Source organism: Magnetospirillum sulfuroxidans, from assembly GCF_018224925.1.
Classification (GTDB): domain Bacteria; phylum Pseudomonadota; class Alphaproteobacteria; order Rhodospirillales; family Magnetospirillaceae; genus Magnetospirillum; species Magnetospirillum sulfuroxidans.
Genome location: NZ_JAGTUF010000007.1, coordinates 64,520 through 88,603, shown reverse-complemented (window position 1 = coordinate 88,603; position 24,084 = coordinate 64,520). Strand labels below are relative to the sequence as shown.

Here is a 24,084-nt window from a genome sequence, read left to right as displayed (position 1 = left end):
CTTGTCCAGAGTCGGCAAGGAGATGGCGGCGGGTTATATTCCGCATGATGACAGAAATGGAGGGCCTTGCGTGCATCACGGCATCATTCTTGACCTATTGATTTTTTTGGCCATTGCCGTGGTGGTGTCGCCGGTCTGTCATCGGCTGCGGATCAGTCCGGTGCTGGGCTATCTGCTCGCCGGATCGGTGGCCGGGCCGGTGGGGCTGGGATTGATCGCCGATAATGACGGGACGCGGTCGCTGGCCGAATTGGGCATCATCTTCCTGCTGTTCATGATTGGGCTGGAACTGTCCTGGGATCGGCTGCGGGTCATTCGCCGTTTTATCTTCGGCCTGGGTTCGGCCCAGGTTCTCGCCTCGGGTCTGGCGGCGGCGGCGGTGCTTGGCGTGCTGGTGCCGGCCTTGCCGTTCAAGGGGGCGGTCGTGGTCGGTTTGGCTCTGGCGTTTTCATCCACCGCCTTTATCTTGCAAATCTTGTCGGAACGCGGCGGACTGACCAGCCAAACCGGCCGGGTGGCGGTGGCGGTGCTGATCTTGCAGGATTTGGCGGTGGTGCCGCTGCTGGTGATGATTCCGTTGCTGGGATCCAATGCCGATAGCGGCGAAATGGTGTTGGGCATGGCCGCCGCCCTGTCAAAGGCGGCCTTGGCCATGGCCGTCATTTTTGTGCTGGCGCGCCTGGCGCTGCGGCCGTTGTTTCAGGTGGTCGCCGCCACCCGATCGCCGGAAGTGTTCGTTGCCGCCGCTCTGTTCGCGGTTATCGGCACCTCGTTCGCCACCGAATCGGTGGGGCTGTCCCACTCGCTTGGGGCTTTTCTCGCCGGGGTGATGCTGGCCAGCACCGAGTTTCGTCATCAGGTCGAAGCGGACATCTTGCCCATTCGCGGTCTGCTGATGGGGTTGTTCTTTCTGACCGTGGGCATGACCATCGCCCCTGCCGCCTTGCTGAACGATTTGCCGCGGACGGCCATCGGCGTCGGTCTGTTGCTGGTGCTCAAGGCCAGTATCTTGGCCATGTTGGCCTTGGCCTTTCGCTTCAGCCTCAGCACCGCCTTGCATTTGGGGGTGTTGCTGGCGCAAGGCGGCGAATTCGCCTTTATCGTTTTGGCGCGGGCCCAGCAGAACGCCTTGCTGGATGTGGGCTCGGCGGAACTGATCACCGGGATTGTCGCCATCAGCATGGCCTTGACCCCGGTGCTGGCTTTGATCGGCGAGTGGATCGCCCGTCACCAGCGCCTGCATAGCGGCCCGTTGATCCAACCGGGGGACGAAACCAAGGATCTGGCCAATCACGTGATCATTGCCGGCTGTGGCCGCGCCGGTCAGATCGTGTTGTCGATCCTGCGCGAGCAAGGCATTCCCTATGTCGGCATCGAGCGCGAGCCGCTGTTGGTGGAAACCTTGCGCAAACGCGATGAACCGGTGTTTTTTGGCGATATCCGCAAACTGGAAGTACTTAAGGCGGTGGGGGGCGACCGTGCCCGCGCGGTGGTGTTGACCATTGATTCCGGTTCGAGCCGGGAAAAGCTGGTGCCGCGCCTGCATGCCTTGTTTCCCGATTTGCGCATTCTGGTGCGGGCGCGGGATCGCCGCCAGGCCAAGGGCTTGGAAATCAGCGGCGCCGCCGTCGTCGTGCCGGAAATCTTGGAAGGCAGCTTGCAATTGAGCGGGCATGTGCTGCGCCAATTGGGCAAACCGCCCGAGGAGGTTCAGGCGCTGCTTGAGGAATACCGCAAGGACGATTACGCCAAATTGGCGCTGACCCACGAAAAGGATTGAGGGCGCCGTCTCCCCATACATTCGTTTCGGTTGTGAGAAACGCGGGCGGGGGCTGCATATTCGGCAATGCTGGAAAGCGGAGGGCTGCGGTTAAGGTCCCTCTTGTCCCTTATATCAGACCCGGCGTGGGCCGCGTGGCGGCAGTTCGTGGAATGGTGATGGGGGATGTCATGACCGTACTTGATTTGCTGGAAGAGATTGGTGTTGCGGCCTTGCCGGGGCTTTCGTATCTCTTGTTGGGCGTCATGTTTCTGGGGTGATGAAAAAGCGGCCCGTGATCGGGGCCGCTTTTTCATTTCCGGCCTTGGCTTTCGCGGCGCTGCCGGCGGTCGGGCATGGCCGTTTTTGGCCTGTTGCCGGTCTGATTCGCCCCGAAGGAATTGGCGAGTTTGAGTGCTTGACTCTCTGTTCGTCCCGAGTATAGTTGCGCCCTCTCGCGCTGGGTGACCCTTGGCGCGCAAGTTCATTTTTGCGGTAGGAAGTCGTGATGTTCGCAGTCATTCAGACCGGCGGTAAGCAGTACAAGGTCGCCAACGGCGACGTGATCCGCGTCGAAAAGCTGGCCGGCGAGGCCGGTGGTTCCGTTGTGCTTGACCAGGTGCTGATGGTCGGCGAAAAGATCGGCGCCCCGCTGGTGGCCGGCGCCACGGTGACCGCTGAAGTGGTCGCCCAGGCCCGTGGCCCCAAGCTGATCGTGTTCAAGAAGCGTCGCCGCCAAAGCTCGCGCCGCAAGAACGGCCATCGCCAGGATATCACCATCCTGCGCATCACCGACATCACCGGCTGATTACGGTCAGCGTTAAGGAGTAACAACCATGGCTCATAAAAAAGCTGGTGGCTCGTCCCGCAACGGCCGCGATTCCGACGGTCAACGCCTGGGCGTAAAGAAGTTCGGCGGCGAAGCCGTCATTCCGGGCAACATCTTGGTCCGTCAGCGCGGCACCAAGTTCTATCCCGGCGCCAATGTCGGCATGGGCAAGGATCACACCTTGTTCGCCAAGGAAGCCGGCAAGGTCGTGTTCCGTCACAAGGCCGAAGGCCGCACTTTCGTGTGCGTCGAGCCGTTGCCGGAAGCCGCTGAATAATCAGCCGTTTCCCGCATTCGGGTTTAAGATAAGGGGAACGGTCCGCCGTTCCCCTTTTCGTATTTGCAGTTTAAGGTTCGCGTCATGAAGTTCCTCGATCAGGCCAAAATCTTCATCAAAAGCGGTGACGGCGGGGCTGGCGCGGTCAGCTTCCGACGCGAAAAGCACATGGAATTCGGCGGTCCCGACGGCGGCGATGGTGGCCGCGGCGGCGATGTCATCGTCGAATGCGTGGCCAATCTCAATACCCTGATCGATTACCGCTATCAGCAGCACTTCAAGGCTGACAAGGGCATGCATGGCATGGGCCAGCAGCGCACCGGCGGCAAGGGGAACGACGTCATCATGAAGGTGCCGGTGGGCACCCAGATTCTGGACGAAGAACGCGACGTGGTGGTCGCCGATCTGACCGAGGCGGGGCAGCGTCTGGTGCTGTTGCGCGGTGGCGATGGCGGCTTCGGCAATCTGCATTATAAGACCAGCACCAATCAGGCTCCGCGCCGAGGCGATCCCGGCTGGCCGGGCAAGGAAATGTGGGTGTGGCTGAAGCTGAAGCTGATCGCCGATGCCGGTCTGGTCGGGTTGCCCAATGCCGGCAAATCGACCTTTTTGGCGGCGGTGTCGCGGGCGCGGCCCAAGATCGCCGATTATCCTTTCACCACGCTGCATCCCAATCTGGGCGTGGTCTATTACGACCAGGAAGAATTCATTGTCGCCGATATTCCCGGCTTGATCGAAGGCGCCCACGAAGGCGCCGGCATCGGTGACCGCTTTTTGGGCCATATCGAACGCTGCCGGGTGCTGCTGCATCTGATCGACGGCACCGGGGACGATGTGGCCGAGGCTTACCGGGTGGTGCGCGGCGAGTTGGAAGCCTATGGCGGCGGTCTGGAATCCAAGCCGGAAGTGGTGGCGCTCAACAAGTGCGATTCGCTGCTGGCCGAGGATATCAAGGAAAAACTGGAAGCCCTGGAAGCCGCGTGCGGTCACAAGGTCTATCCGCTCTCTGGCGTCTCGGGCATCGGTCTCAAGGATATCTTGGGGACGCTGTTGCGGCATATTACCCAATCCAAGGCCGAGGATCCGGGGGTGGTCATCGCTTCGACCGCCATCGGCGCCGGGAAGCGCGGCCAGGAAGGCTTCTTCCGTCGCCGCAAGGACGCCGTCGCCGCCGAGGACAGCGAGTTCGAGGATGGCTATTGGGGCGCCGATGGCGAGTGGATCTGGTACGAAGACGACGAAGCCGATGAGGATGATGTCGAGGTCGAGGACGCTGCGGCCGGAGCCGACGATTCCGACGACGATCTCGCGGCGGAAGACGTCGACGACGAAGAAGACGACGAAGATGACAATGACGAAGAAGACGGTGACGAAGAAGACGGTGACGACCAATCGCATCGCTGACGCCCGACGGCTGATCGTCAAGATCGGCTCCAGTCTGCTGGTGGATGAAGCCAGCGGTCATATCCGGCGTGCCTGGATGGATTCACTGTGCGACGACGTCGCCCGCTGCCGGGCGCGGGGACAAGAGATTATTCTGGTCTCGTCCGGCGCCGTCGCCGTCGGGCGCCGTCATCTTGGGCTGACGCCGCCGTTGCGGCTGGAAGAAAAGCAGGCCGCCGCCGCCACCGGCCAAATTCGTTTGGCCCATGCCTATCAGGAAGCCTTGGCCCGTCACGGCATCACCGTGGCGCAGGTGCTGTTGACCTTGGCTGATTCCGAGGATCGCCGCCGTTTCCTGAATGCCCGCAACACCCTTGATACCTTGTTGCGGCTGGGCGCGGTGCCGGTGATCAACGAAAACGACACCGTCGCCACCACTGAAATCCGCTTCGGCGACAATGACCGGCTGGCGGCACGGGTGGCGCAGATGAGCGGGGCCGATGCCTTGGTGCTGTTCTCCGACATCGATGGCCTCTATACCGCCGATCCGCGCAAGAACGCCGATGCCCGCCTGCTGCCCGAGGTGCGCGAGATCACCCCGGAGATCGAGGCCATGGCCGGTGATCCCGGCTCTGCTTTCGGCTCGGGGGGCATGGTCACCAAGCTGGCGGCGGCCAAGATCAGCCTGTCGGCCGGTTGCCGCATGGCCATCTGCAAGGGGGAACCGCTGCACCCGCTGACTGCTTTGGAAAACGGCGCCACGGTGACTTGGTTCTTGCCCTCGGCCGGGCCGATGACGGCGCGCAAGCAATGGATCGCCGGTTCGATGAGCGCCATGGGCAGCCTGCACTTGGACGATGGCGCCGTCCGCGCCTTGGCCTCGGGCAAAAGCCTGCTGCCGGCGGGGATCCGCGCCATCGACGGCGAATTCGACCGCGGCGATTGCGTCCAGATGGTCAATGGCGACGGGCGGGTGATCGGCCGCGGCCTTTCGGCCTATTCCGCCGCTGATGCGCGCCTGATCATGGGGCGCAAATCCACCGATATTGAAAGCGTGCTGGGTTTTCGCGGCCGCGACGAAATCATCCACCGCGATGATCTGGTGATGGAGGGGTAATCCCCTGCGTCATGCCGGCAAGGGTTTGGTGTCGAACTCATTTCGACGCCTTGTTTTTCAAGCATTACATTGAGGGTCAAGGCTTGCCCTTGGCTTGGTTCAACAACAAATATAGCGCGGCTGCTACGGGAACCTGGTCATGACCGATATTCAAACCATGATGTTCGACCTTGGCGCGCGCGCCCGTGTCGCCGCCCGTCTGTTGGCCTTGGCCCCCGACGCGGTCAAGACCACGGCGTTGCGCGAAGCCGCCGCCGCCATTCGGGCGCAGGCCGCGGCCATCGCCGCCGCCAATGGTCAGGACATGGCGGCGGGCGCGGCCAAGGGCTTGACCAAGGCGTTGCTTGACCGGCTGATGCTGGACGACAAGCGCATCGAGGCCATGGCCACGGGACTGGAAGAGGTCGCCAACCTGCCCGATCCGGTCGGCCGGGTTCTGGCTGAATGGGATCGCCCCAACGGCTTGCATATCCAGCGCGTCGCCGTGCCGCTGGGGGTCATCGGCATCATTTATGAAAGCCGTCCCAACGTCACCGCCGACGCGGCCGCTCTGTGCCTGAAGTCAGGCAATGCCGCCATCTTGCGCGGCGGCTCGGAAAGCTATCATTCGTCCCAGGCGATCATGGCGGCCATGCGCGCCGGCATCCGCGCCGCCGGCTTGCCCGATGACGTGGTGCAGATGGTGCCGACCACCGATCGCGCGGCGGTGGGGGCGATGCTGACCATGGATAAGCATATCGACGTTATCGTGCCCAGGGGCGGCAAGGGCTTGGTGGCGCGGGTCAAGGCGGAAAGCAAGGTGCCGTTGTTCCAGCACCTTGAGGGCATCTGCCATACCTATATCGACAAGGCCGCCGATCTGGAGATGGCCAAGGCGGTGGTGCTGAACGCCAAGATGCGGCGCACCGGCGTTTGCGGTTCGACCGAGACGTTGCTGGTGGATCAGGCGGTGGCCGCCACCCATCTGCCCGCCTTGGTCGCCATGCTGGCCGATGCCGGCTGCGAGGTGCGGGGCGATGCGGCGGCGCAAGCCGCCGATGCCCGCGTCATTGCCGCCAGCGACGCCGATTGGGATACCGAATATCTGGATTCCATCATCTCGGTGAAGCTGGTCGATGGGGTCAATGGGGCGGTGGAGCACGTGAACCGCCACGGCAGCCAGCACACCGAAGCGATCATCACCAGCGATGCGCAGGCGGCGGAAACGTTCCTGAACGGCTGCGATTCGGCGATCGTGTGCTGGAATGCCTCGACTCAGTTCGCCGATGGCGGCGAATTCGGCATGGGGGCGGAAATCGGCATTTCCACCGGTCGCATGCATGCCCGCGGCCCGGTCGGCGTCGAGCAATTGTGCACCTTCAAATACAAGGTTCTGGGAGCCGGCCAGACCCGGCCGGGCTGAACCATGCTGGCCCCCAATCCCTGGGGCGATCGTCGCCGGGTGCGCATCGGCCTGCTGGGCGGGTCGTTCAATCCCGCCCATGCCGGTCATCGTCATGTGGCGGAAACGGCATTGCGCCGGCTTGCCCTGGATCAGGTGTGGCTGTTGGTCAGTCCGCAGAACCCGCTGAAACCGCTGGTCGGCATGGCGCCGCAAAGCCAGCGTCTGGCCGGCGCGCGGGCGGTGCTTGGCGGTCATCCGCGCCTGATCGCCACCGATATGGAAAGTCGTTTCGGCACCGCTTATTCCGCCCACACCTTGGAAAAGCTGCGCCTGCGCTTTCCCAAGGCCCGCTTCGTTTGGCTGATGGGGGCTGATAATCTGGGGCAAATGACCCACTGGCTGCATTGGCGTCGCATCTTCGCTGCTGTTCCCATTGCGATTTTGGCGCGCGCTCCCTATTCTCGGAAGGCTTTGGCTGCGCCTGCTGCCCAGGCCATGGCCGGGTCTCGACGAAAGACGGCCGGGGCTTGGGCCTTGGCGGCGCAGAAACCGCCGGCTTGGGTGTTCTTGCACACCCGCTTGCATCCCGCTTCGGCGACGGCCATCCGTGCCCGACACCATGAATTTATTTTGAAGGAGTAAACCGATTCAACCCCGACCTAAATCCGCCGCCTTGACGGCGGAAGAGCTGGTTTCGCTGGTCTCTTCCTCTTTGGATGACGACAAAGCCGAGGATATCTCGGTGGTCGATCTGCGCGGTAAAACCAGCATGGCCGACCATATGGTCATCGCCACCGGCAATTCCGGCCGTCAGGTGGGAGCCATGGCCGAACACCTGATGGAAAAGCTGAAACATGCCGGCCAGCCGGTGGCCGCCGAGGGCATGCCGCAATGCGACTGGGTGCTGATCGATGCTGGCGATATCATCGTCCATCTGTTCCGCCCGGAAGTGCGCGCTTTCTACAATCTGGAAAAGATGTGGGGCGTGGCGCGACCGGAAGCCCGGCAAGGCTGACATTCGGTGCGTCTGTGGCTGGCTGCCGTGGGCCGGGTCAAACCCGGCCCCGAGCTTGACTTGTTCAACCAATATTCCAAGCGCTTGGCCGCCCCCATCACCCTGCGCGAAGTCGAGGAAAAGCGGCCGTTGCCGCTGCCGGAGCGCATGGCCCGCGAAGCTGACCTGCTGCTTGCGGCCATCCCGGCCCAGGCTGTGGTGGTGGCCTTGGACGAGCGCGGCAAGGTCATGGGCTCGGTCGATTTCGCCACTCGCCTTGGCCGCTGGCGCGATGACGGGATCGCTGATCTGGCTTTCGTCATCGGCGGCGCCGATGGCCATGGCCAGGTGGTGCGTCAGCGTGCCGCCTTGTTGCTGTCGTTTGGGGCAATGACGTGGCCGCATATGCTGGTGCGGGCCATGCTGGCGGAGCAATTGTGGCGCGCCCAAGCCATCGCCGCCGGTCATCCCTATCATCGGGCTTGAAGCAGAATCTCTCTAACTTACCGCCGCGCTTGAATTGTAACCGACAACAGGCCAGGATACGGGGCGGGGGAATACAGGGAGAGGGCCAAGGTGGAGAGTGAAATCCCGCCGGATGAGTTGTCTGGATTCGAGGAATATCGGGCCAAGGTCGCTGGAACCAACATCAGCTCACAGACCTTGCTGGCAACCGATTACCTGAACCATTTCAATGAAATCGTCATGTTGCTCGACATGCTGCCGGATATGCCGGACATGATCGAGGAGTGCAAGGCCTGGGCTCCCAAGGACTATAAGTCCCACTTTGCCGATTCGACCTTTTCCGATAAGCAATTGGCCATCGAGGCCTATGACCGGGTGCCGAGCAAGTTTCGGCTGCCGTTCGAGGCGACCATCGGTCAAATCAACGCCTTGTTGCTGGAAGGCATGGACCGGCTTGATCATCTGATCGCCGATGGCGCCGAACCGGAACAATTGCAGGAAGGCTGCCGAACGATTTCACGAGCGGCGCAATTGCTGATGGATTGCGCCTCGGGGATCATTCATGGCGGTGACCGGGCCATGGCCCAGGCGGAAATCGACGGCTTGCTGGGGCGTTAGCGGGGCATGCGGGGGGAAGTTCTGCTGTTCCTTCCCGTGGCTGGCGGCTTGCGCATTACCGACGAATTTCAGCACACCACTTATGGTCAGCTCACCACCACGTCACTGGGGCGGCCGCACTATCCGCATCAACGGGAACGATTCCGGTTTTGCCTCAGCATTGATTTGGGCGGCGGCATCGTCTGTACCGAGGTCTTTGATGATCTGGCCCAAGCCCAGGCTTTCGCCGAGACTTTCCTGCGCCGTCAGGGGGTGCTGGGCTAGGTCCTTGATGCATGGGATGACCGATATTCATATTTTCCCCCAGGGAAATTGATGCTATTGCTCGAACCTTCGCTTGATGCTTGTGGCGTGAAAATGACGTTGGCGGTGCCGCCTTGCTTGTCCGCTTTATTCGCAAGCTGGCGCCCATGAGCGGGCGGCGGCGGGCGCGGCGCGTGGGGGCGTGGCTGGGCTTGGCCCTGCTGGCCTTGGACATCTTCCTGGGCACCGCCATTCCGCTGGCACGGGCGGCGCAAAGCGACCGCCTGATTGCCATTGCCGACATGGCGGTTTGTACCGCCAGTGGCATGGTTGCCGCACCGACCCGCGCTGACGAAGGCGACGCGCCGGCGATGGGTGAAACCAGTGCGTTTTGTTCCGCCTGTTTGCCTTTGGTGCAATTGCTGCCCTCGCCCGAGGCGCCGGCATTGCGGCAACCGGCGCGCATCCACGGTTTTGTCGTTGCGCAGCCCGCATTGCCGTGGCAAGCCAAAGCCAGCGGACAGGGCTTTTCCGCCCGCGCGCCCCCATTTTCCGTCTGACCCGAACCTCATCGCAACGCTGACGCGCCGCCGCTGAAACGGCTGGCGCGCTCCTATCCTTTGTTCGGAGTTCCGACGTGACCCAACGCACCCATATCCTGGGCCGGCGCGCTTTGCGTGCCTCGACGGCCGCCTTGACCCTTGCCTTGTTCCTGCCCGTTTCCGCCGCTTGGGCGGAAGAGCCGGCGGCCGATCCCAAGGCCAAGGCGGAAGATGACAATAAAGCCAAGACCACCACGTTGAAGGAGGTGGTGGTCACCGCGCCGGCCATGGAACAGCCCATGGTCATCGAAACCGACACCAGCAATCCGCGTTCGCCCATTCCGCCGGCCGATGGCGCCGGCTATCTGAAGAATATTCCGGGCTTTTCCGTCGCCCGCCAGGGCGGCATCGACGGTGATCCGGTCTTGCGCGGCATCGGCGGATCACGCCTGAACGTGTTGCTGGACGAAGCCCCGTTGCTGGGCGGCTGCCCTAACCGTATGGACCCGCCCACCGCCTATATCTTCCCCGATTCCTTTGACAAGTTGACGGTACTCAAAGGCCCGCAAAGCGTCGTTCATGGCGGCAGCGCCTTGGGCACCATTCTGATCGAACGCGAACCGCCGAAATTCGACACGCCGACGTTAAGGGGCAGTGCTTCGGCTCTGTATGGCAGCCATGACCGCAATGACGAGGTGATCGACGCCCAGGGGGGGGCCAAGGAGGGATTCTTGCGCGCCATCGCCACCCATTCGTCATCGGATGATTATCGAGACGGTAACGGTGACGCCCTGCACAGCCGTTATTGGCGTCAGAGCGGCACCGCCATGGTCGGCTGGACCCCCGATGCCGACACCTTGCTGCAATTCAGCTTTGATAAAAGCCAGGCGCAGGCGGCCATGCCGGGCAAGATGATGGACGGCACCCAGTTTGACCGCGAGGGCGTCAATCTGGAATTTTCCAAGACCAATATCTCGCCGTTGTTGGCCAAGGTGAAGTTCCTCGCCTATCACAATTACGTCGATCACGTCATGGATATCTATTCCATGCGCTATAACCTTGGCGGCATGGGGACGATGACGGCAGCGTCGCAGGTGGATCACCTGATGCAAGGCGGCAAGGCCATGGCCGAGCTGACCCCCGATGCCCAGACGCTGATCAGTCTTGGTATCGATTATAATCACGACGAGCATACCGGGCGGACCCAGAGCCTGGCCGAATATCGCAACGGCGTCAGCTTGGACAGCAAGGCGCGGGTTCGCGACATTTCGTTCGACACCTATTCCGGTTTCGGCGAAGTCACGCGGGAATTGTCGGCCGCGGATCGGGTGGTGGGCGGCTATCGCCTGACCCGTGTCGAGGCCACCCGTCACAATGTTCAGCCCAATCTGACCGACGATCGCACTTTGCATTCCGGTTTTGTCCGCTATGAACGCAACGTCGATGTCGGCTTGCCGCTGACCACCTTCGCCAGCCTGGGGCATGTGGAACGCGCCCCGGATTTCTGGGAACGCAACAAGGTTACCAGCAGTGATCGCACCTTTAAGCTGGCGACGGAAAAGACCGAACAATTGGATATCGGCGCTTTGTTCAAGCAAGGCCCATGGCGGGCCTCGGCCTCGCTGTTTTATGCCTATACCGATGATTTTATCCTGGTGGCCAGCAGTGACGCCAAAAGCGTCGAGGCCCGGCGGTGGGGCGGCGAAGGCGACATCGCCTATCAGTTCCAGCCGTCGTGGAGCGTCGAAGCCACCGCTGCCTATGTTCACGGCAATAATCTGACCGACAATGTCGCCTTGGCGCAGACTCCGCCGTTGGATACGTCGGTGGCGGTCAAGTATGACGATGGTGAGTTCATGGGCGGCCTGCATTTGCGCGCCGTTGCCGGTCAGCATCGCACGAATAACGGTTGGGGCAGCGTCATTGGCCAAGATATCGGCGAGACCGGCGGCTTCGCCGTGTTCTCGCTCAATGGCGGCTGGCGTCTGAACGATGCCGTCACCTTGACCGGCGGCGTCGACAATATCTTCGACAAGACCTATGCCGAACATATCAGCAAGACCGGCGCCTGGTCCGGCGCCGACCTTGCGGCCTATAACGATAATGTCCGGGTTAACGAGCCGGGGCGCACGTTCTGGATGCGCGGTTCGGTTAAATTCTGAGCAATGCTCAGCCCCGCTGATCGGTTTCCATGAGCGGGATTTGGCGAAAAAGGGCGGGTCGGCTTGCCGGCCCGCCTTGTTCGGCGAGGATGTCATCCCCACATGGGGGCAACCCATCCCCAAGCGTAAGGACACGCCATGGCCACCGTCACCTTGAAGGGCAACCCTGTTTCCACCGCTGGCGAAATCCCGGCAGTGGGCGCTCAGGCCCCTGACTTCCGCCTGACCCGCACCGATCTGGGGGATGTGACCCTGGCCGATTACACTGGCAAGAACGTGGTCTTGTCGGTCTTCCCCAGCGTCGATACGCCGACCTGCGCCACCTCGGTGCGGAAATTCAACGCCGAGGCTGCCAAGCTGGCCAATACCGTGGTGCTGTGCGCCAGCGCTGATTTGCCCTTCGCCCACAAGCGGTTTTGCGGTGCCGAGGGATTGGAAAATGTCGTCTCGGCCTCGGATATGCGCGACAAGGATTTCGGCACCCGTTATGGCTTGACCATCACCAGCGGTCCGCTGGCCGGCTTGCTGGCTCGGGCGGTTATCGTCATTGGCGCCGATGGCGTGGTCAAACACAGCCAGTTGGTGGGTGAAATCGGCGAAGAACCCGATTACGCCGCCGCCATCGCCGTTCTCGGCTGATGCTTCCCAGTATTCACGATTTCGCCGCCGATGGCTTGAATGCGGCCAATTACGCTTGTTTGGGCGGTGATTGGTGGGTGGCTGCCGCCGATGTCGAGGGCAGCACGGCGTTGGCCCAAGCCGGGCGGGATCGTGATGTCAATTTTGTCGCCGGGGCGGCGGTGGCGGTTTTGGCCGCCATCGCCGGCCGTCCCGGCGCTCCCGCCGCCTGTCAGTTCGGCGGGGACGGGGCGGTGGCGGTGATTCCACCCGATTGCGTCGATGCCGCCCGGATCGGTTTAGCGGCCTTGGGGCACTGGGCCTTGCACGAAATGGCGGTGCCGTTGCGGGTTGGCATGGTGCCGGTTTCGGCCTTGAACCAGCACGGTCACCAGGTTCTGGCGGCCCTGCACGATTTCGGCAACACCAATGTGTTCGGCCAGTTCCTGGGGGCGGGCGTCGCCATGGCGGAACGCTGGATGAAGGATGACCCCCGCTGGCGCATCGCCTTGGAACCCGGTGAGTTGCCGGGGCTGGAAGGTTTGTCGTGTCGGTGGGAGCCGATCGCGCCCCGACGCGGCCATGTGCTGTGCGTCATCATTGACCCGGTAGAGGCCAGCGGGGAAGCATTGCCGACATTGTTGCGAGATATACAGGCCATCGTCGATACCGCCGCCGCCGGTCCCTTGGGGGATGGTGGCGCTTTGCGTCCGGTGGTGTTGCCGCGTGCCCGCCTGCTTGGTCTCGAGGCCAAGGTGGTCGAGCCCGGTCGCCGTTTTGCCCGGGTGATGCGGGCCGTTCTGGGCAGCGTCATCCTGGGGGTGGTTCATCGCCTGGGCGGCACGCTGCTGGGCCTTGATGTCGAACATTACCGCCGCAAGGTGGCGGAACGTTCCGATTACCGCAAACTGGCCGGGGGGCCTCGGCTGGTGTTGGACGTCACCGCCGCCGAAGATCGCCGTCTCGAGGCTTTGTTGAACACGGCCGAGGCGGCAGGCCACATCCATTTCGGTCTGGCCCGCAGTTCGGCGACCACCATGACCTGCATGGTCGGTGACTTTTCCGCCGACCGCCATGTGCATTTCGTCGATGGCGACGGTCTGGGCTATTGGCGTGCCTCGGTGATGCTCAAGGAAAAGCTTAAACCTGCGCCTTGATCGGTTCGATGAAACTGGAGATGCGGCGCAGTGCCCGCAATCGTTCGATCTGGGGTTCGGTCAATTGGGTGTTGGCGGCCAGGATCAGATGCCCGTTGGTCAGGCGGATATCGGACAAGACCACCGTGCCGGCGCGCAAGGCGGCAACCGGGACTTCGACCACGGTGACCGCCAGCGGGTCTTCGCGGACGCAGAGCGATTGCTTGACCTTCTTGAGCAGCAGCGGGTCATAGCGTTTTTCATTCTTTTCCAAGGCGGCAAAGGCGGCCGGGCTGGGAATGTTGCCGCCACTGAATTCGGACAGGTCCTTGAGAATTTTCAAGATACGGGCGTCCAACGGGATCATGCCGCCGCTGGGGCCGCCCGACGGAAAGCCGGTGCCGTCATAATTGCGGTCTTGCAGATAGACGATTTCGGCGACGGCGCTAAGACGCGGAATATTGGCGATCAGGTTGCGCGCCGCTTCCGGCGCACGTTCGAACAAGGCGGCTTCGTCGGGGCTCAGAGGGGCGCCGTCGCGCTGCTTGGTAATCAATTCAGGCGGAATTGAAACCAGCCCGATGGGCACCAGGGCGGCGGCGATGTCCAATTGCCAGCGCGCCGGCAGGTTCAATTCCTGCGTCAGCTTCCGCACCCATTGGCGCAGGCGATTGCTTTGTGCCGAGGCCACCGGGTCGTTCATGGACACCACGTCGACCAGCAATTTGACGCTGCCGGCCAGGGTCTTTTCCAGCAATTCCCGTTCGGCGGTGATCAGGCGGTACTGATCAATGCCGGCTTGCAGGCCCAACGCCAAGGTTTCGGCCGGACACGGCTTGGTGAAAAAACGAAAGATGTTGCCAAGGTTGATGGCGTCGATGGCGGTTTGCTGATCGGCGTTGCCGGTCAGCATCATGCGGACGGTATCGGGCGAGGACTGGCGGATTCGGCTCAGAGTTTCGATCCCGTCCATGCCGGGCATGCGCATGTCGGAAAGAGCGACGGCAAACGGGGCATTGTCGGCCGCGGCCCGTTTGATTTCATCCAGCGCCGCCGCCCCCCCTTCGGCGGTGGTCAGGTTGAATTGCTTGCGCAACTGCCGCTGCAAGGCCGACAGCAAGTTGGCGTCATCGTCGATCAAGAGGACGCGTTCGCTCATGGGGACACCTCGGCGGCAATGTTTTGGGCCAGTTCGGTCAGTTTGGGCAAGTGCGCCACCAGCCCGGTTCGGCTGAGATATTCGCTGTCCAGGTGGCGGACGTCGTGGACGTTTTGCGGCAAGGGGGGGAAGGCCGGCCCCAGGCTGCGGGCCAGATGGACGATGGTCAGCAGGTCGTTGTCGTAACGCCCGGCCTGACTTGGGGCGGGGGCATGGGCCACCGCTTCGACCACCCGGTCGGCGAAGCCCCACAATCCCAGCAAATAGGCGCCAACGTGACCGTGATGGACGCCATAAGCATTGATTTCGGCCTGATGGACCGGGACATCGGCGTTCACCTGCCCCAGCATCCGCGGATAATCGGCGCCGTGACAATCCAGCAGCACCAGGGCGCCGATATTGGATAACAGGGCGGCGCAACCGGCGGCTTCGGCAATGGTGGTGGAGCTGCCGATGGAAAGGGCGATGGCCTTTGCCAGCCGCGTCAAGGCCAGTCCATGCCGATTAAGGCCGTCGAGAAACGGCGCGACCTGGGCGCTGCCGGAAAAACGCCGGAAGATGGCGGTCTTAAGGATCACCGTCTGGATGGTTTCCAATCCCAAGGTGCGCACCGCCTGCAACACCGAGTTGACCGGTTGGCCGATGCCGAAATAGGCGGAATTGGTCAGTTTCAGGATTTCCGCGCTCATGGCGGTGTCTGAACCGATGATGCGGGCGACAGAGGCGGTGGAGGAATTGGCGGCGTGCAGTTCCCGGTCCAGGCGAATGAACAGATCGGGCAGGCTGGGAAGGGATTCAAGTCCGCCCAAGGCGCGGCGCATGACATCGGACGACAAGAGACGGCGCAGGGCCAAGGGCTGGCGGATGGCGGCGCGCAGGGTTTCGCCGTTGCAGGGCTTGGCCAGATAGGAATGGGCGGGGCCAATGGTGCGCAAAATCGATTCATTGTCGGCATAGCCCGACAAGATGACCCGGACGGTCTGGGGGTAGTCTTGTCGGATGCGGGTCAGCAAGGCGGCGCCATCCATTCCGGGCATGCGCATGTCGCTGACCACGACATCGAAGGGACCATTTTGAATCATGGAAAACAGGGCGGCATCGCCGCTGAGATGAAACTCCATCTCCCACTCGTCGGCCATGGGCCGCATGAAGCGTTTCAGGCCTTGCAGGATATTGGGCTCGTCATCGACGAAACAGATGCGGGTCTTGTCAGTCATTGGCGCTTGCCTCGGCGGAGCCATCGATGGGAAGGGTGATGACGAATTCAGCGCCATTGCCTTCGTTGCCGTTCACGTCCAGACGGCCGCCATGTTTGATCTTGATCACATCCAGGCAGATGGCCAAGCCTTGGCCGGTACCTTTGCCGACCGATTTGGTTGTAAAGAATGGGTCAAAAATCTTCTCTTTGATGGCGCTTGAGATGCCTGTGCCGCTATCTTGGATGCTGATGCGGACGTTGTCTCGATCTTTTCGCGTGGTGATGGCGATGCGTCCCGGCAGAGGCTTGCCCGACGCTTCGATGGCATGGGCGGCGTTGGTGATCAGGTTGAGGAAAACCTGATTGATTTCGCCGGCATGGCACTGAACCGGCGGCAGATCGGCGGCGAAATCGGTTTCGATGGTGGCCACCTGTTTCCAGGTGTTGCGGCTGACGGTGAGGGTGCTGTCCAGCGCCCGGTTGATATCGGTCATGCTTTTGTGGGAACTGCCCGGATGGGAAAATTCCTTCATGGACAAGACGATGCGCGATACCTGGGCGACACCGTCGAGGGATTGGTCGATGGCGGTCGGCAGTTCATCCTTGAGATAATCGATATCGGCGGCGGCATACGCGGTTTCGAAATCCTGGCAATTGCCGCTGTCGCTGCTGTGCGCCAGGGTGCGGGCCATGGCCAACACGTTGGCCATATCGCCGATGGCGTCGCGGACAAAGCGAAGGTTGTCGCCGACATATTGGATCGGCGTGTTGATTTCATGGGCGATGCCGGCGGCCAATTGACCGACGCTGGCCAGGCGCGACGATTGCAGCGCTTCTTGCTGGGCATTCTTTAACTGACCGATGTCGCGGAACGAGATGATGGCGCCGACGCAACGGCCTTGTTCGATCAGCGGCGAACAGCCAAACGCCACGTTCAGCGTCGTGCCGGCGGCGGTGACGAAACGGGCGTCGTCGTCGTGGTTGGGCTTGCCGTCGGCGATGACCTTGGGCCAGCAAGCGCGGGTGAAGCCGATAAGGTCGGTGCCGACGCCCAGGCGCATCACCTGGTCAAGGGCGAGCCCTTGGGCGTGGGGGCATTGCAGCAGGCCGCGGGCGGAATTGTTGGCAAAGGAAATCTGACCCGCCTCATCGACCACCAGCACCCCTTCGAACAGATTGTCCGAGATCCCCCTCAGGCGCTGCTGTGACGCACTCAGCGCGGCGGTGCGTTCGGCCACTTGCTGTTCAAGCAATTGCTGCTGGTCGGCCAAGGTCTGTTCGTATAGACGGCGCAGGCTGACATCGCGAAACACCACCACGGCGCCGACGACGTTGTGTTGTTCCAAGATCGGCGCGACCAGATATTCCACCTGGAGGGCGCGGCCGTCGCCATGGCGGAATAATGCATCCTCGACCTTTTCCGCCAGCCCGAGGGTATAGGCGCGACGGACGGCATTGCCGGAATCGTTGGCCGATTCCGGGTCGATCAGGGTGTGATAGTTGTGGCCGACAATGGTTTCATCGCCGATTCCCAACAGATCGCAGGCGGCGCGGTTGGCGAAACTGATCAGGCCCTGGGCATCAAGACCGATGATGCCGTCGCCGGCGGCATCCAGGATCAGCTGATAGCGCCGTTGCAATGTGTCGAGCGCTTCTTCGCGCTGTTTCAACAAGGTGATGTCGGTGCGCACGGCGACGACGCCGCCATCGGCGGTACGGTATTCCCGCGACAAGAGCCAACGGCCATCGGACAGATGCTGCATGGTGGGTTCGCCGGTGGCGGCACGGTGAACAGCCAGACGGTTCTGTCGCCATTCCTCGGTGGGAACGCCGTCTTGGTCGAATTGCTTGATGGTCGCCGAGGCCGAGATGATCTGTTCGAAGGTCATTCCCAGTTTCAAGGAATCAAGCATGCCGGAAAAAACCCGCCGACATTCCTGGTTAAAAAGCACCAGCCGATCCTCGGCGTCATAGACGGCGATGCTGTCATTGATGCTTTCGATGGCGTCGGCCAGACGCTGGCGGGCTTCCTTGGCCTGGCGTTCGGCGATGACTTCGCGGGTGATGTCGGCGCCGACACCGCGATAGCCGAGAAAGCAGCCGTCGTTATCGAACAAAGGCAGGCCGCTGATCCGGATGAAGCGACCATCCTTGCCGCCCAGCGGGCCGACCGGAAAGACGACGTCGCGGAACGGCCGGCATGACGCCAGATCGTCAAGATGGGACTGCACCAGCCCGGGTTCGGCGTCGGCCAGTCCCAAATCCATATAGGAGAAACCGATGATGGCCGAGGGCTTGACCCCCAAAACCGCCCCCAGGCGTTCCGAGACGAAGGTCAGACGATGTTCGTCATCGGTTTCCCAAAACCAATCCGAGGCCGAGCCGGCCAGATCGCGAAAGCGGCTTTCGCTTTCACGCAATTCCGCCTCGGCCTGTTTGCGCGAGGTGATGTCGCTGATGGTGGCGACGAACAGGCGACCATCGGCCACGGTGATCTCGGTCAGGATCAGCCACAGCGCCACATCCGACCCATCGACTTTGTGGCCGATGGTCTCGCAGCCCTCGGCGCTGGTCGGGGTGCAAGGGTGATGCGGCAGCAATTGAGACAACGGCAAACCGGCCACTTCGCGTTGTTCATAGCCGAAGATATTTTCCGCCGCCTTGTTGCACGAGATGATGACGGTGTTGGCATTCAAGGTGATGACCGCTTCACCTGAACTGTCGATGACCGCGGCAAGTCGCGATTCGCTGTGCCGTAACGCCGCTTCGCGGGAAGATACCGCGCGCATCATGTCGGTGAAGGCGGTGACCACCACGCCAACCTCGCCCGAGGCGCGGGGCAGGGTGATGGTGGTGCTGCCTTGCGACAGGGCAAAGGCGGCACGGGCCAGGCCGGCCAATGGGGTCAGCAGCCAACGGCCCTGCAAATGGACCACCAGGGCGGCGCCGGCCAACAGCAGTAGGATGACGATAATTTCCATCTGCGCCATGATGCCAAGGCTGTCGGCGATGGTGGCCGGGATGTCGCTGTGTATGGTCAGGACCGCCAGGTCACGGCGATCAACCCGGACCGGGCTGCTTAGCTTGGTGAGGCCGCCCATCAGAACCGGGCGATGCAACGGGAACAGCAAGCGGCCATCGGCGCGCTCAAGGGTCATGGACCGCCACCATAAGCGCTCGGCCCAAACATCGTTCAAGGTATCGTAGATTTTGGCCATGTCGCCGCTCAGCAGATCGGGGGCGATGGCCAGGGAGACCATGGCCAAGGCCTGTTGTTCCGAGTGCAGCTTGTCGGCGATCAGCCGTTGCTTGAGCATATCGAAGATGACGAAATGCATGATCCCCAGCACCGCCGTCAGCAGCACCATGAAGGGGAGCAGAAGTCTGATGCGCGCGTTCATTGGTCGATGCGGAAGGCTTGCAGATCCAGACCGGTCAATGCGGCATAATCGCCGGATTGAGCTGGACCTGCGTGTTTCATGGGGATTTCCGCCAGCAATTCCGCCCCTGACGGCTCCGTCGCCAAGGCTAAAAAGGCCAGGGTGATCTGTTGGCGAAGCGTGGGGGGCACGCGCGGATGCGCGGCCAAAGGATGGGGCGGGAAATGGCGGCTCTCGTACACGATCCGCAAGCGGCTTTTGATCTGCGGGTCGAGCACTTCAAAAGTGGATCGCGCGCCGCCGCCGGCATCGGCTTCGCCCAAGGCCACGCTCAGGTAAGCCGAGGAATGGGTTTTTGTGTATTTCTCGGTGACGGCGATGTGGAAGGTGCGGGCGAAATCCGCCCGCGGCAACAGCGCCGCCAGGGCGTTGGGCGACGGAAAGGCCACGGTCTTGCCGGCCAGCATGGCGACGGAGGTAATCGGTGAATCCCGCGCAACGACGATGATGGCGGAGAAATCGCCGGCCAGATCGCGAACCAGCGCTTCATAGCCTTGGCGCTTATGGGCGATGGCGAAGTGATAGGGATTCATATAAGCAAGATCGTATTGACCGGCATCCAGATTTTTCTCGAAGGCCGGAATGCTGGGGGGGATGTCCAACTGGAAGGCTAATCCGGTATCTCGGCCCAGTCGTTCCAGCACCGGCGTCCAGATGGCGCTGAGATGGCGGGAATCGAATTGCGGCACGACGCCGACACGCAGCGCTTCGGCTGCGATCCCCCAAGATGTTGGGGTGAATGCCAAAAAAAATAGGCACAGCAATGTGATGAACTTCGTTTTCATTCCATCTATCGCTTGTTTAATAAGTTAACACATGTGGCCGGTCTGTCTTTCTTTTTGGTCTGTGCTTTCACGCTATTCCATAGTGATACGATCTTCGAAATATAAAACTATATTTATGGCTTATCAGTCTCATACTTTTGGTTGAGGCGGGGTGATTTGTCGGCGTATGCAATAAATGCATTTGCAATAATCCGTCACGATTCGGGCAAAGTTTCGCAATGCTCCTTTGCTACCCAGGCGCGATCAACGCGGCGGGCTGTCTTGCCGCCAAGCACATCGAACCGGAGGGGCCATGTCCGATCCCATCTACGAAAAGGTACGGGGAAACCCGAAATTCGCCGAATTGGTGAGGCGGCGTGGCCGTTTGGCGGCGCTGCTGTCCGCTCTCGTCTTGGGCGCATATTATTGCTTCATGATGGTGGTGGCGTTCGCCCCGCAGATTCTGGCGGTTCCGCTGACCGAAGGCGGCGCGCTGACCATTGGCGCCCCCATCGGCGCCGCGATCATCATCATCTCGTGGCTGCTGACCGGGGTGTATTCCCATTTCGCCAATGGCCCGTTCGAGCAGTTGAACAACGACATCGTGCGGGAGACGCTGAAATGATCCGTCCCGTGGCAAGGATTTCGGCCGTGATGGCCGCCGCCGTGTTGATCGCCGCTCCGGCCTTGGCCGCTGGCGGTGATTTGGGCGTGGTGGAAAAGCAGCCCATCAACCTGTCGGCCATCGGCATGTTCCTGGTCTTTGTCCTGCTGACCCTGGGCATCACCTATTGGGCGGCCACCCGCACCCGTTCGGCCAGCGATTTCTATACTGCCGGCGGCGGCATCACCGGCTTTCAGAACGGTCTGGCCATTGCCGGCGATTACATGTCGGCGGCGACCTTGCTGGGGCTGTCGTCGCTGGTTTTCGCCAAGGGCTTCGACGGCTTCATCTACACCATCAGCTTTTTCGTCGGCTGGCCGATCATCTTGTTCCTGATGGCCGAGCGGCTGCGCAATTTGGGCCGCTTCACCTTCGCCGACATCGCCTCTTATCGTTTGGACCAGTCCAAGATCCGCACTTTCGCCGCGCTGGGGTCGTTGGCGGTGGTGTGTTTCTATCTGATCGTGCAAATGGTCGGCGCCGGTCAGTTGATCAAGCTGCTGTTCGGCCTGGATTACGCCGTGGCGGTGGTCATGGTCGGCGTGCTGATGGTGGTCTATGTCACCTTTGGCGGCATGATCGCCACCACCTGGGTGCAGATCATCAAGGCCTGTCTGATGCTGGGCGGCGGCATCGTGCTGACCCTGCTGGCGCTCAGCCATTTTGGCTTCAGCCTGGAAGCGATGGCGCAAAGCGCCATGGCCTCGCACAAGGAAGGGGTCAAGATCATGGGCCCCGGCACCATGATGGCCGATCCGGTGTCGGCGGTGTCCATGTCGCTGGGCCTGGTGTTCGGCACCGCCGCGTTGCCGCACATCATGATGCGCTTCTTCACCGTTCCCAATGCCCGCGAAGCCCGTAAAAGCGTGTTCGTCGCTTCGGGGATCATCGGCTTTTTCTTCCTCTTGGTCTGCGTCTTGGGGATGGCCGCCATCACCATCGTCGGCACCGATCCGCAATTCTTCGAAGGCGGTCAGGTCGGCGGCAAGCTGCTGGGCGGCGGCAACATGCCGATCATGCATCTGTCCAAGGCCTTGGGCGGCAACCTGTTCCTCGGCTTCTTGTCGGCGGTGGCCTTCGCCACCATCTTGGCGGTGGTGTCGGGCTTGGCCTTGGCCGGGGCCTCGGCCATTTCCCACGACATTTATGCCCGTGTCATCAAGAAGGGCCAGTGTTCGGAACAAGAAGAGCTCCGGGTTTCCAAGTGGGCCTCGCTGGTTCTGGGGGCGTTGGGCGTGGTGCTGGGCATCATGTTCGAAAAGCAAAACGTCGCCTTCCTGGTTGGTCTGACCTTCGGCATCGCCGCGTCGGCCAATTTCCCCATCCTGATTCTGTCCATGTACTGGAAGGGGTTGACCACCAAGGGCGCCCTGTGGGGTGGCCTGACCGGGCTGATCTCGGCGGTGACCATGGTCATCTTGTCCAAGGCGGTGTGGGTGGTGGTGCTGGAAAAGCCGGCGCCGATTTTCCCCTATGAACATCCGGCCTTGTTCTCGATGACATTGGCTTTCCTGGTCACCTTCGTCGTTTCCAAACTGGACCGTTCGGAACAGGCCAAGGCTGAAATCGCCGCCTTTGACGATCAATATGTGCGGTCGCAGACCGGCATCGGGGCGGCTGCCGCGTCCAATCACTGATCTTTTTGCTTGCGTTTATCCTGTCCGCCGGGCCTTAAAGCCCGGCGGATTTGTTTTGCCCGGCGGATTTGTTTTGAAAGGACGCTTCCATGCTTCTCGCGGCTACCCATAGCGGCAGTTTTCACGCCGACGACGTCTTCGCCTTTGCCATTCTCAAGGCGGCGACGGACGGCGCGGTCAGCCTGACCCGTTCGCGTGAGGCGGCGGTGTGGGACGCGGCCCAGGTGGTGTTCGATGTCGGCGGCATTTTCAATCCGGCGGCGGGCCGCTATGACCACCACATGCGCGACAAGCCGTTGCGCGATTCGGGCGAACCGTTTTCCTCGGCCGGGCTGATCTGGCGCGATTATGGCCGCGCCGCCATCGTTCATGTGCAGCCGCAGGCGACGCCGGGGCAGATTGATACGGTCTGGGCCAAGCTGGATCAGGGCTTATTGCGCGATATCGACCTGATGGACAATGGTGTCATGGACCGTCATCCGGGCCATTTCTCGGCCTTGCTGGAAACCTGGAATCCGAGCTTTGTCGAAACCGACAGTGACGAGAATGCCGCCTATTATCAGGCGGTGACGGTCGCCGAGGCGGTGTTGGCCCGTTCCATCGCCCACGCCTTCGCCGCCGCCGTGGCCCAAGACGGCGTCGCCGAAGCCGCCGCCCAGGCCGATGATCCGCGCATCATCGTGCTGGAAAGCCGCTTGCCGTGGGAAGAAGCGGTGTTTGATCTCAACCTGACCCAGGCGCTCTACGTCATCCGTCCGGCCGGCAAGGATTGGACGGTGTCGGCCGTCCCGCCCGAGCGTGGCTCGTTCGCCCAGAAAAAGCCGCTGCCCGATGCTTGGGGCGGTCTGCGCGAGCAGGAATTGGCGTCGGTCTGTGGTGTCGCCGACGCCACCTTCTGTCATTCCGCCCGCTTCGTTTGCGGCGCGAAAACCCGCGAGGGGGCGTTGGCCATGGCGGTTCTGGCCGCCGGGGTGGCCTGAACCGCTTTGGGCGTCGTCGAGCCGAAGGTATAGGTAAGCCCAAGCAGAAACGCGTGGTTGTGGTTCTCGGCGGTGAGGTTGTAATCGCCGTTCGCCGTAGTGAATTCCGGGTCCAGGGTGGCGAAATAGCGGTATTGCGCTTTCGCCGCCCAATTCTTGGTCAGGTCATAGCTGATGCCGGCCATGGCCTGATAGGCGAATTGCCAGTCGGAATCCTTGACCGCGGTGCTGTTGTTTTCCTCCCAGCGGGCGGAGATTCGGGCCATGCCGATGCCGGCGCCGATGAACGGATGCCACGAGGCCTTGGGCATGAATTCGTAAATGCCGTTGGTCATGAACGACAGGGACGAACTGTGGCCGCCAACGTTGTTGATTTCGGCGATGTTGGCCAGGCCGCTATTGCGATAGCCGATCTCGAATTCCGCCTTCGGGCCGCCAAAATCATAGCCCCCCTGCATCTGAATGACATAACCGGTCTTGCTGCCGACCGAGGTGGTGCTGCCGGTTTGATCGGAGACATTGGAATCTTCCAAGACATTGGCGCCGCCATCCACCCCGACATACCATTGGGCGTGGCTGGCGCCGGGCGCGGCGATGGTCAGGGCCAGGGCGGCGGCGGTAGAGTGAAGGATGCGCATGGTTTATCCCCGATGTGGCCGATTAGCTGATTTCGCGTCTGCGGTAAAATCAATGGTTGTTGTTTCTATGATTGAAC

The 24,084-nt window shown here is 61.9% G+C and carries 23 protein-coding genes; 18 read left to right on the top strand and 5 right to left on the bottom strand.

Annotated elements, in window-relative coordinates; all coding sequences use genetic code 11:
• The first annotated feature begins 70 nt into the window (after positions 1-70).
• The 15 genes from KEC16_RS09640 (at position 71) to KEC16_RS09570 (ending at position 13,548) form a co-directional block, all read left to right on the top strand.
• A complete protein-coding gene (locus tag KEC16_RS09640; RefSeq protein WP_211548269.1) occupies positions 71-1,780 on the top strand; it encodes a cation:proton antiporter domain-containing protein in 1,710 nt (569 codons plus the stop codon).
• 487 nt (positions 1,781-2,267) lie between these two features.
• Positions 2,268-2,567, top strand: a complete 300-nt coding sequence (gene rplU, locus KEC16_RS09635) for a 50S ribosomal protein L21 (protein ID WP_211548267.1) — start codon at positions 2,268-2,270, stop codon at positions 2,565-2,567.
• A gap of 28 nt (positions 2,568-2,595) precedes the next feature.
• Positions 2,596-2,865 carry a 50S ribosomal protein L27 gene (gene rpmA / locus KEC16_RS09630; protein WP_211548266.1) on the top strand — a complete coding sequence of 90 codons (270 nt, stop codon included), beginning with the start codon at positions 2,596-2,598 and terminating at the stop codon, positions 2,863-2,865.
• 84 nt (positions 2,866-2,949) lie between these two features.
• Entirely contained in the window at positions 2,950-4,269 is a 1,320-nt protein-coding gene (gene obgE, locus KEC16_RS09625) for a GTPase ObgE (protein WP_211548263.1), read from the top strand.
• Positions 4,217-5,365, top strand: a complete 1,149-nt coding sequence (gene proB / locus KEC16_RS09620; protein ID WP_211548261.1) for a glutamate 5-kinase — start codon at positions 4,217-4,219, stop codon at positions 5,363-5,365. The genes obgE and proB overlap by 53 nt, the downstream gene beginning before the upstream one ends.
• 139 nt (positions 5,366-5,504) lie before the next feature.
• Positions 5,505-6,767, top strand: coding sequence for a glutamate-5-semialdehyde dehydrogenase (locus KEC16_RS09615; protein ID WP_211548260.1), 1,263 nt, complete (start codon positions 5,505-5,507; stop codon positions 6,765-6,767).
• Positions 6,768-6,770: 3 nt separating this feature from the next.
• Positions 6,771-7,391 (top strand): nicotinate-nucleotide adenylyltransferase, encoded by a 621-nt coding sequence (locus tag KEC16_RS09610; protein ID WP_211548259.1) that lies wholly within the window; start codon positions 6,771-6,773, stop codon positions 7,389-7,391.
• A 31-nt stretch (positions 7,392-7,422) separates the two neighbouring features.
• The gene (gene rsfS / locus KEC16_RS09605; RefSeq protein WP_346344060.1) at positions 7,423-7,764 is read left to right on the top strand and encodes a ribosome silencing factor; all 342 of its coding nucleotides are present in this window, start codon (positions 7,423-7,425) and stop codon (positions 7,762-7,764) included.
• A 6-nt stretch (positions 7,765-7,770) separates the two neighbouring features.
• Entirely contained in the window at positions 7,771-8,229 is a 459-nt protein-coding gene (gene rlmH, locus KEC16_RS09600) for a 23S rRNA (pseudouridine(1915)-N(3))-methyltransferase RlmH (protein ID WP_211548258.1), read from the top strand.
• A gap of 90 nt (positions 8,230-8,319) precedes the next feature.
• Positions 8,320-8,826: a hypothetical protein gene (locus KEC16_RS09595; RefSeq protein ID WP_211548256.1), complete on the top strand. Its 507-nt coding sequence runs from the start codon at positions 8,320-8,322 to the stop codon at positions 8,824-8,826.
• Between the two features lie 6 nt (positions 8,827-8,832).
• Complete coding sequence (locus tag KEC16_RS09590) at positions 8,833-9,090, top strand: hypothetical protein (RefSeq protein ID WP_211548254.1); 258 nt, start codon at positions 8,833-8,835, stop codon at positions 9,088-9,090.
• A gap of 113 nt (positions 9,091-9,203) precedes the next feature.
• Entirely contained in the window at positions 9,204-9,629 is a 426-nt protein-coding gene (locus tag KEC16_RS09585) for a DUF2946 family protein (RefSeq protein WP_211548251.1), read from the top strand.
• A 77-nt stretch (positions 9,630-9,706) separates the two neighbouring features.
• The gene (locus KEC16_RS09580; protein ID WP_211548249.1) at positions 9,707-11,773 is read left to right on the top strand and encodes a TonB-dependent copper receptor; all 2,067 of its coding nucleotides are present in this window, start codon (positions 9,707-9,709) and stop codon (positions 11,771-11,773) included.
• Between the two features lie 138 nt (positions 11,774-11,911).
• Complete coding sequence (gene tpx / locus KEC16_RS09575; protein ID WP_211548247.1) at positions 11,912-12,412, top strand: thiol peroxidase; 501 nt, start codon at positions 11,912-11,914, stop codon at positions 12,410-12,412.
• Positions 12,412-13,548, top strand: coding sequence for a DUF3095 family protein (locus tag KEC16_RS09570; RefSeq protein ID WP_211548245.1), 1,137 nt, complete (start codon positions 12,412-12,414; stop codon positions 13,546-13,548). Before tpx ends, KEC16_RS09570 begins: the two co-directional genes overlap by 1 nt.
• Here KEC16_RS09570 and KEC16_RS09565 read toward each other — a convergent pair.
• From KEC16_RS09565 to KEC16_RS09550, 4 genes are read right to left on the bottom strand one after another with little or no spacing between them, the layout of a single operon-like run.
• Complete coding sequence (locus tag KEC16_RS09565; protein WP_211548243.1) at positions 13,532-14,686, bottom strand: HD domain-containing phosphohydrolase; 1,155 nt, start codon at positions 14,684-14,686, stop codon at positions 13,532-13,534. The two genes, KEC16_RS09570 and KEC16_RS09565, sit on opposite strands and share 17 nt — an antisense overlap.
• On the bottom strand, positions 14,683-15,903 hold the full coding sequence (locus tag KEC16_RS09560; RefSeq protein ID WP_211548241.1) for a response regulator: 1,221 nt from the start codon (positions 15,901-15,903) through the stop codon (positions 14,683-14,685). Before KEC16_RS09560 ends, KEC16_RS09565 begins: the two co-directional genes overlap by 4 nt.
• Positions 15,896-19,285 (bottom strand): PAS domain S-box protein, encoded by a 3,390-nt coding sequence (locus tag KEC16_RS09555; RefSeq protein WP_211548239.1) that lies wholly within the window; start codon positions 19,283-19,285, stop codon positions 15,896-15,898. Before KEC16_RS09555 ends, KEC16_RS09560 begins: the two co-directional genes overlap by 8 nt.
• Positions 19,282-20,109 (bottom strand): phosphate/phosphite/phosphonate ABC transporter substrate-binding protein, encoded by an 828-nt coding sequence (locus KEC16_RS09550; protein ID WP_211548237.1) that lies wholly within the window; start codon positions 20,107-20,109, stop codon positions 19,282-19,284. Before KEC16_RS09550 ends, KEC16_RS09555 begins: the two co-directional genes overlap by 4 nt.
• Positions 20,110-20,401: 292 nt before the next feature.
• Between KEC16_RS09550 and KEC16_RS09545 the strand changes: the two genes are divergently transcribed.
• The 3 genes from KEC16_RS09545 (at position 20,402) to KEC16_RS09535 (ending at position 23,369) form a co-directional block, all read left to right on the top strand.
• Positions 20,402-20,713, top strand: a complete 312-nt coding sequence (locus tag KEC16_RS09545; RefSeq protein ID WP_211548235.1) for a DUF485 domain-containing protein — start codon at positions 20,402-20,404, stop codon at positions 20,711-20,713.
• Positions 20,710-22,389: a cation acetate symporter gene (locus tag KEC16_RS09540; protein WP_211548234.1), complete on the top strand. Its 1,680-nt coding sequence runs from the start codon at positions 20,710-20,712 to the stop codon at positions 22,387-22,389. Before KEC16_RS09545 ends, KEC16_RS09540 begins: the two co-directional genes overlap by 4 nt.
• Before the next feature lie 89 nt (positions 22,390-22,478).
• Complete coding sequence (locus KEC16_RS09535; protein WP_211548232.1) at positions 22,479-23,369, top strand: MYG1 family protein; 891 nt, start codon at positions 22,479-22,481, stop codon at positions 23,367-23,369.
• Here the strand turns inward: KEC16_RS09535 and KEC16_RS09530 are convergent.
• Positions 23,288-24,007: an outer membrane protein gene (locus KEC16_RS09530; RefSeq protein ID WP_211548230.1), complete on the bottom strand. Its 720-nt coding sequence runs from the start codon at positions 24,005-24,007 to the stop codon at positions 23,288-23,290. The genes KEC16_RS09535 and KEC16_RS09530 overlap by 82 nt on opposite strands.
• Between the last annotated feature and the right edge of the window lie 77 nt (positions 24,008-24,084).

Coding starts and splice junctions, on each gene's coding strand:
- tpx (WP_211548247.1), top strand. CDS start 11,912: ATGGCCACCGTCACCTTGAAGGGCAACCCTGTTTCCACCGCTGGCGAA.
- KEC16_RS09615 (WP_211548260.1), top strand. CDS start 5,505: ATGACCGATATTCAAACCATGATGTTCGACCTTGGCGCGCGCGCCCGT.
- KEC16_RS09545 (WP_211548235.1), top strand. CDS start 20,402: ATGTCCGATCCCATCTACGAAAAGGTACGGGGAAACCCGAAATTCGCC.
- KEC16_RS09565 (WP_211548243.1), bottom strand. CDS start 14,686: ATGAGCGAACGCGTCCTCTTGATCGACGATGACGCCAACTTGCTGTCG.
- proB (WP_211548261.1), top strand. CDS start 4,217: ATGACGAAGAAGACGGTGACGAAGAAGACGGTGACGACCAATCGCATC.
- KEC16_RS09540 (WP_211548234.1), top strand. CDS start 20,710: ATGATCCGTCCCGTGGCAAGGATTTCGGCCGTGATGGCCGCCGCCGTG.
- KEC16_RS09590 (WP_211548254.1), top strand. CDS start 8,833: ATGCGGGGGGAAGTTCTGCTGTTCCTTCCCGTGGCTGGCGGCTTGCGC.
- KEC16_RS09550 (WP_211548237.1), bottom strand. CDS start 20,109: ATGAAAACGAAGTTCATCACATTGCTGTGCCTATTTTTTTTGGCATTC.
- KEC16_RS09555 (WP_211548239.1), bottom strand. CDS start 19,285: ATGAACGCGCGCATCAGACTTCTGCTCCCCTTCATGGTGCTGCTGACG.
- KEC16_RS09610 (WP_211548259.1), top strand. CDS start 6,771: ATGCTGGCCCCCAATCCCTGGGGCGATCGTCGCCGGGTGCGCATCGGC.
- KEC16_RS09535 (WP_211548232.1), top strand. CDS start 22,479: ATGCTTCTCGCGGCTACCCATAGCGGCAGTTTTCACGCCGACGACGTC.
- rplU (WP_211548267.1), top strand. CDS start 2,268: ATGTTCGCAGTCATTCAGACCGGCGGTAAGCAGTACAAGGTCGCCAAC.
- rpmA (WP_211548266.1), top strand. CDS start 2,596: ATGGCTCATAAAAAAGCTGGTGGCTCGTCCCGCAACGGCCGCGATTCC.
- KEC16_RS09560 (WP_211548241.1), bottom strand. CDS start 15,903: ATGACTGACAAGACCCGCATCTGTTTCGTCGATGACGAGCCCAATATC.
- KEC16_RS09530 (WP_211548230.1), bottom strand. CDS start 24,007: ATGCGCATCCTTCACTCTACCGCCGCCGCCCTGGCCCTGACCATCGCC.
- obgE (WP_211548263.1), top strand. CDS start 2,950: ATGAAGTTCCTCGATCAGGCCAAAATCTTCATCAAAAGCGGTGACGGC.
- KEC16_RS09570 (WP_211548245.1), top strand. CDS start 12,412: ATGCTTCCCAGTATTCACGATTTCGCCGCCGATGGCTTGAATGCGGCC.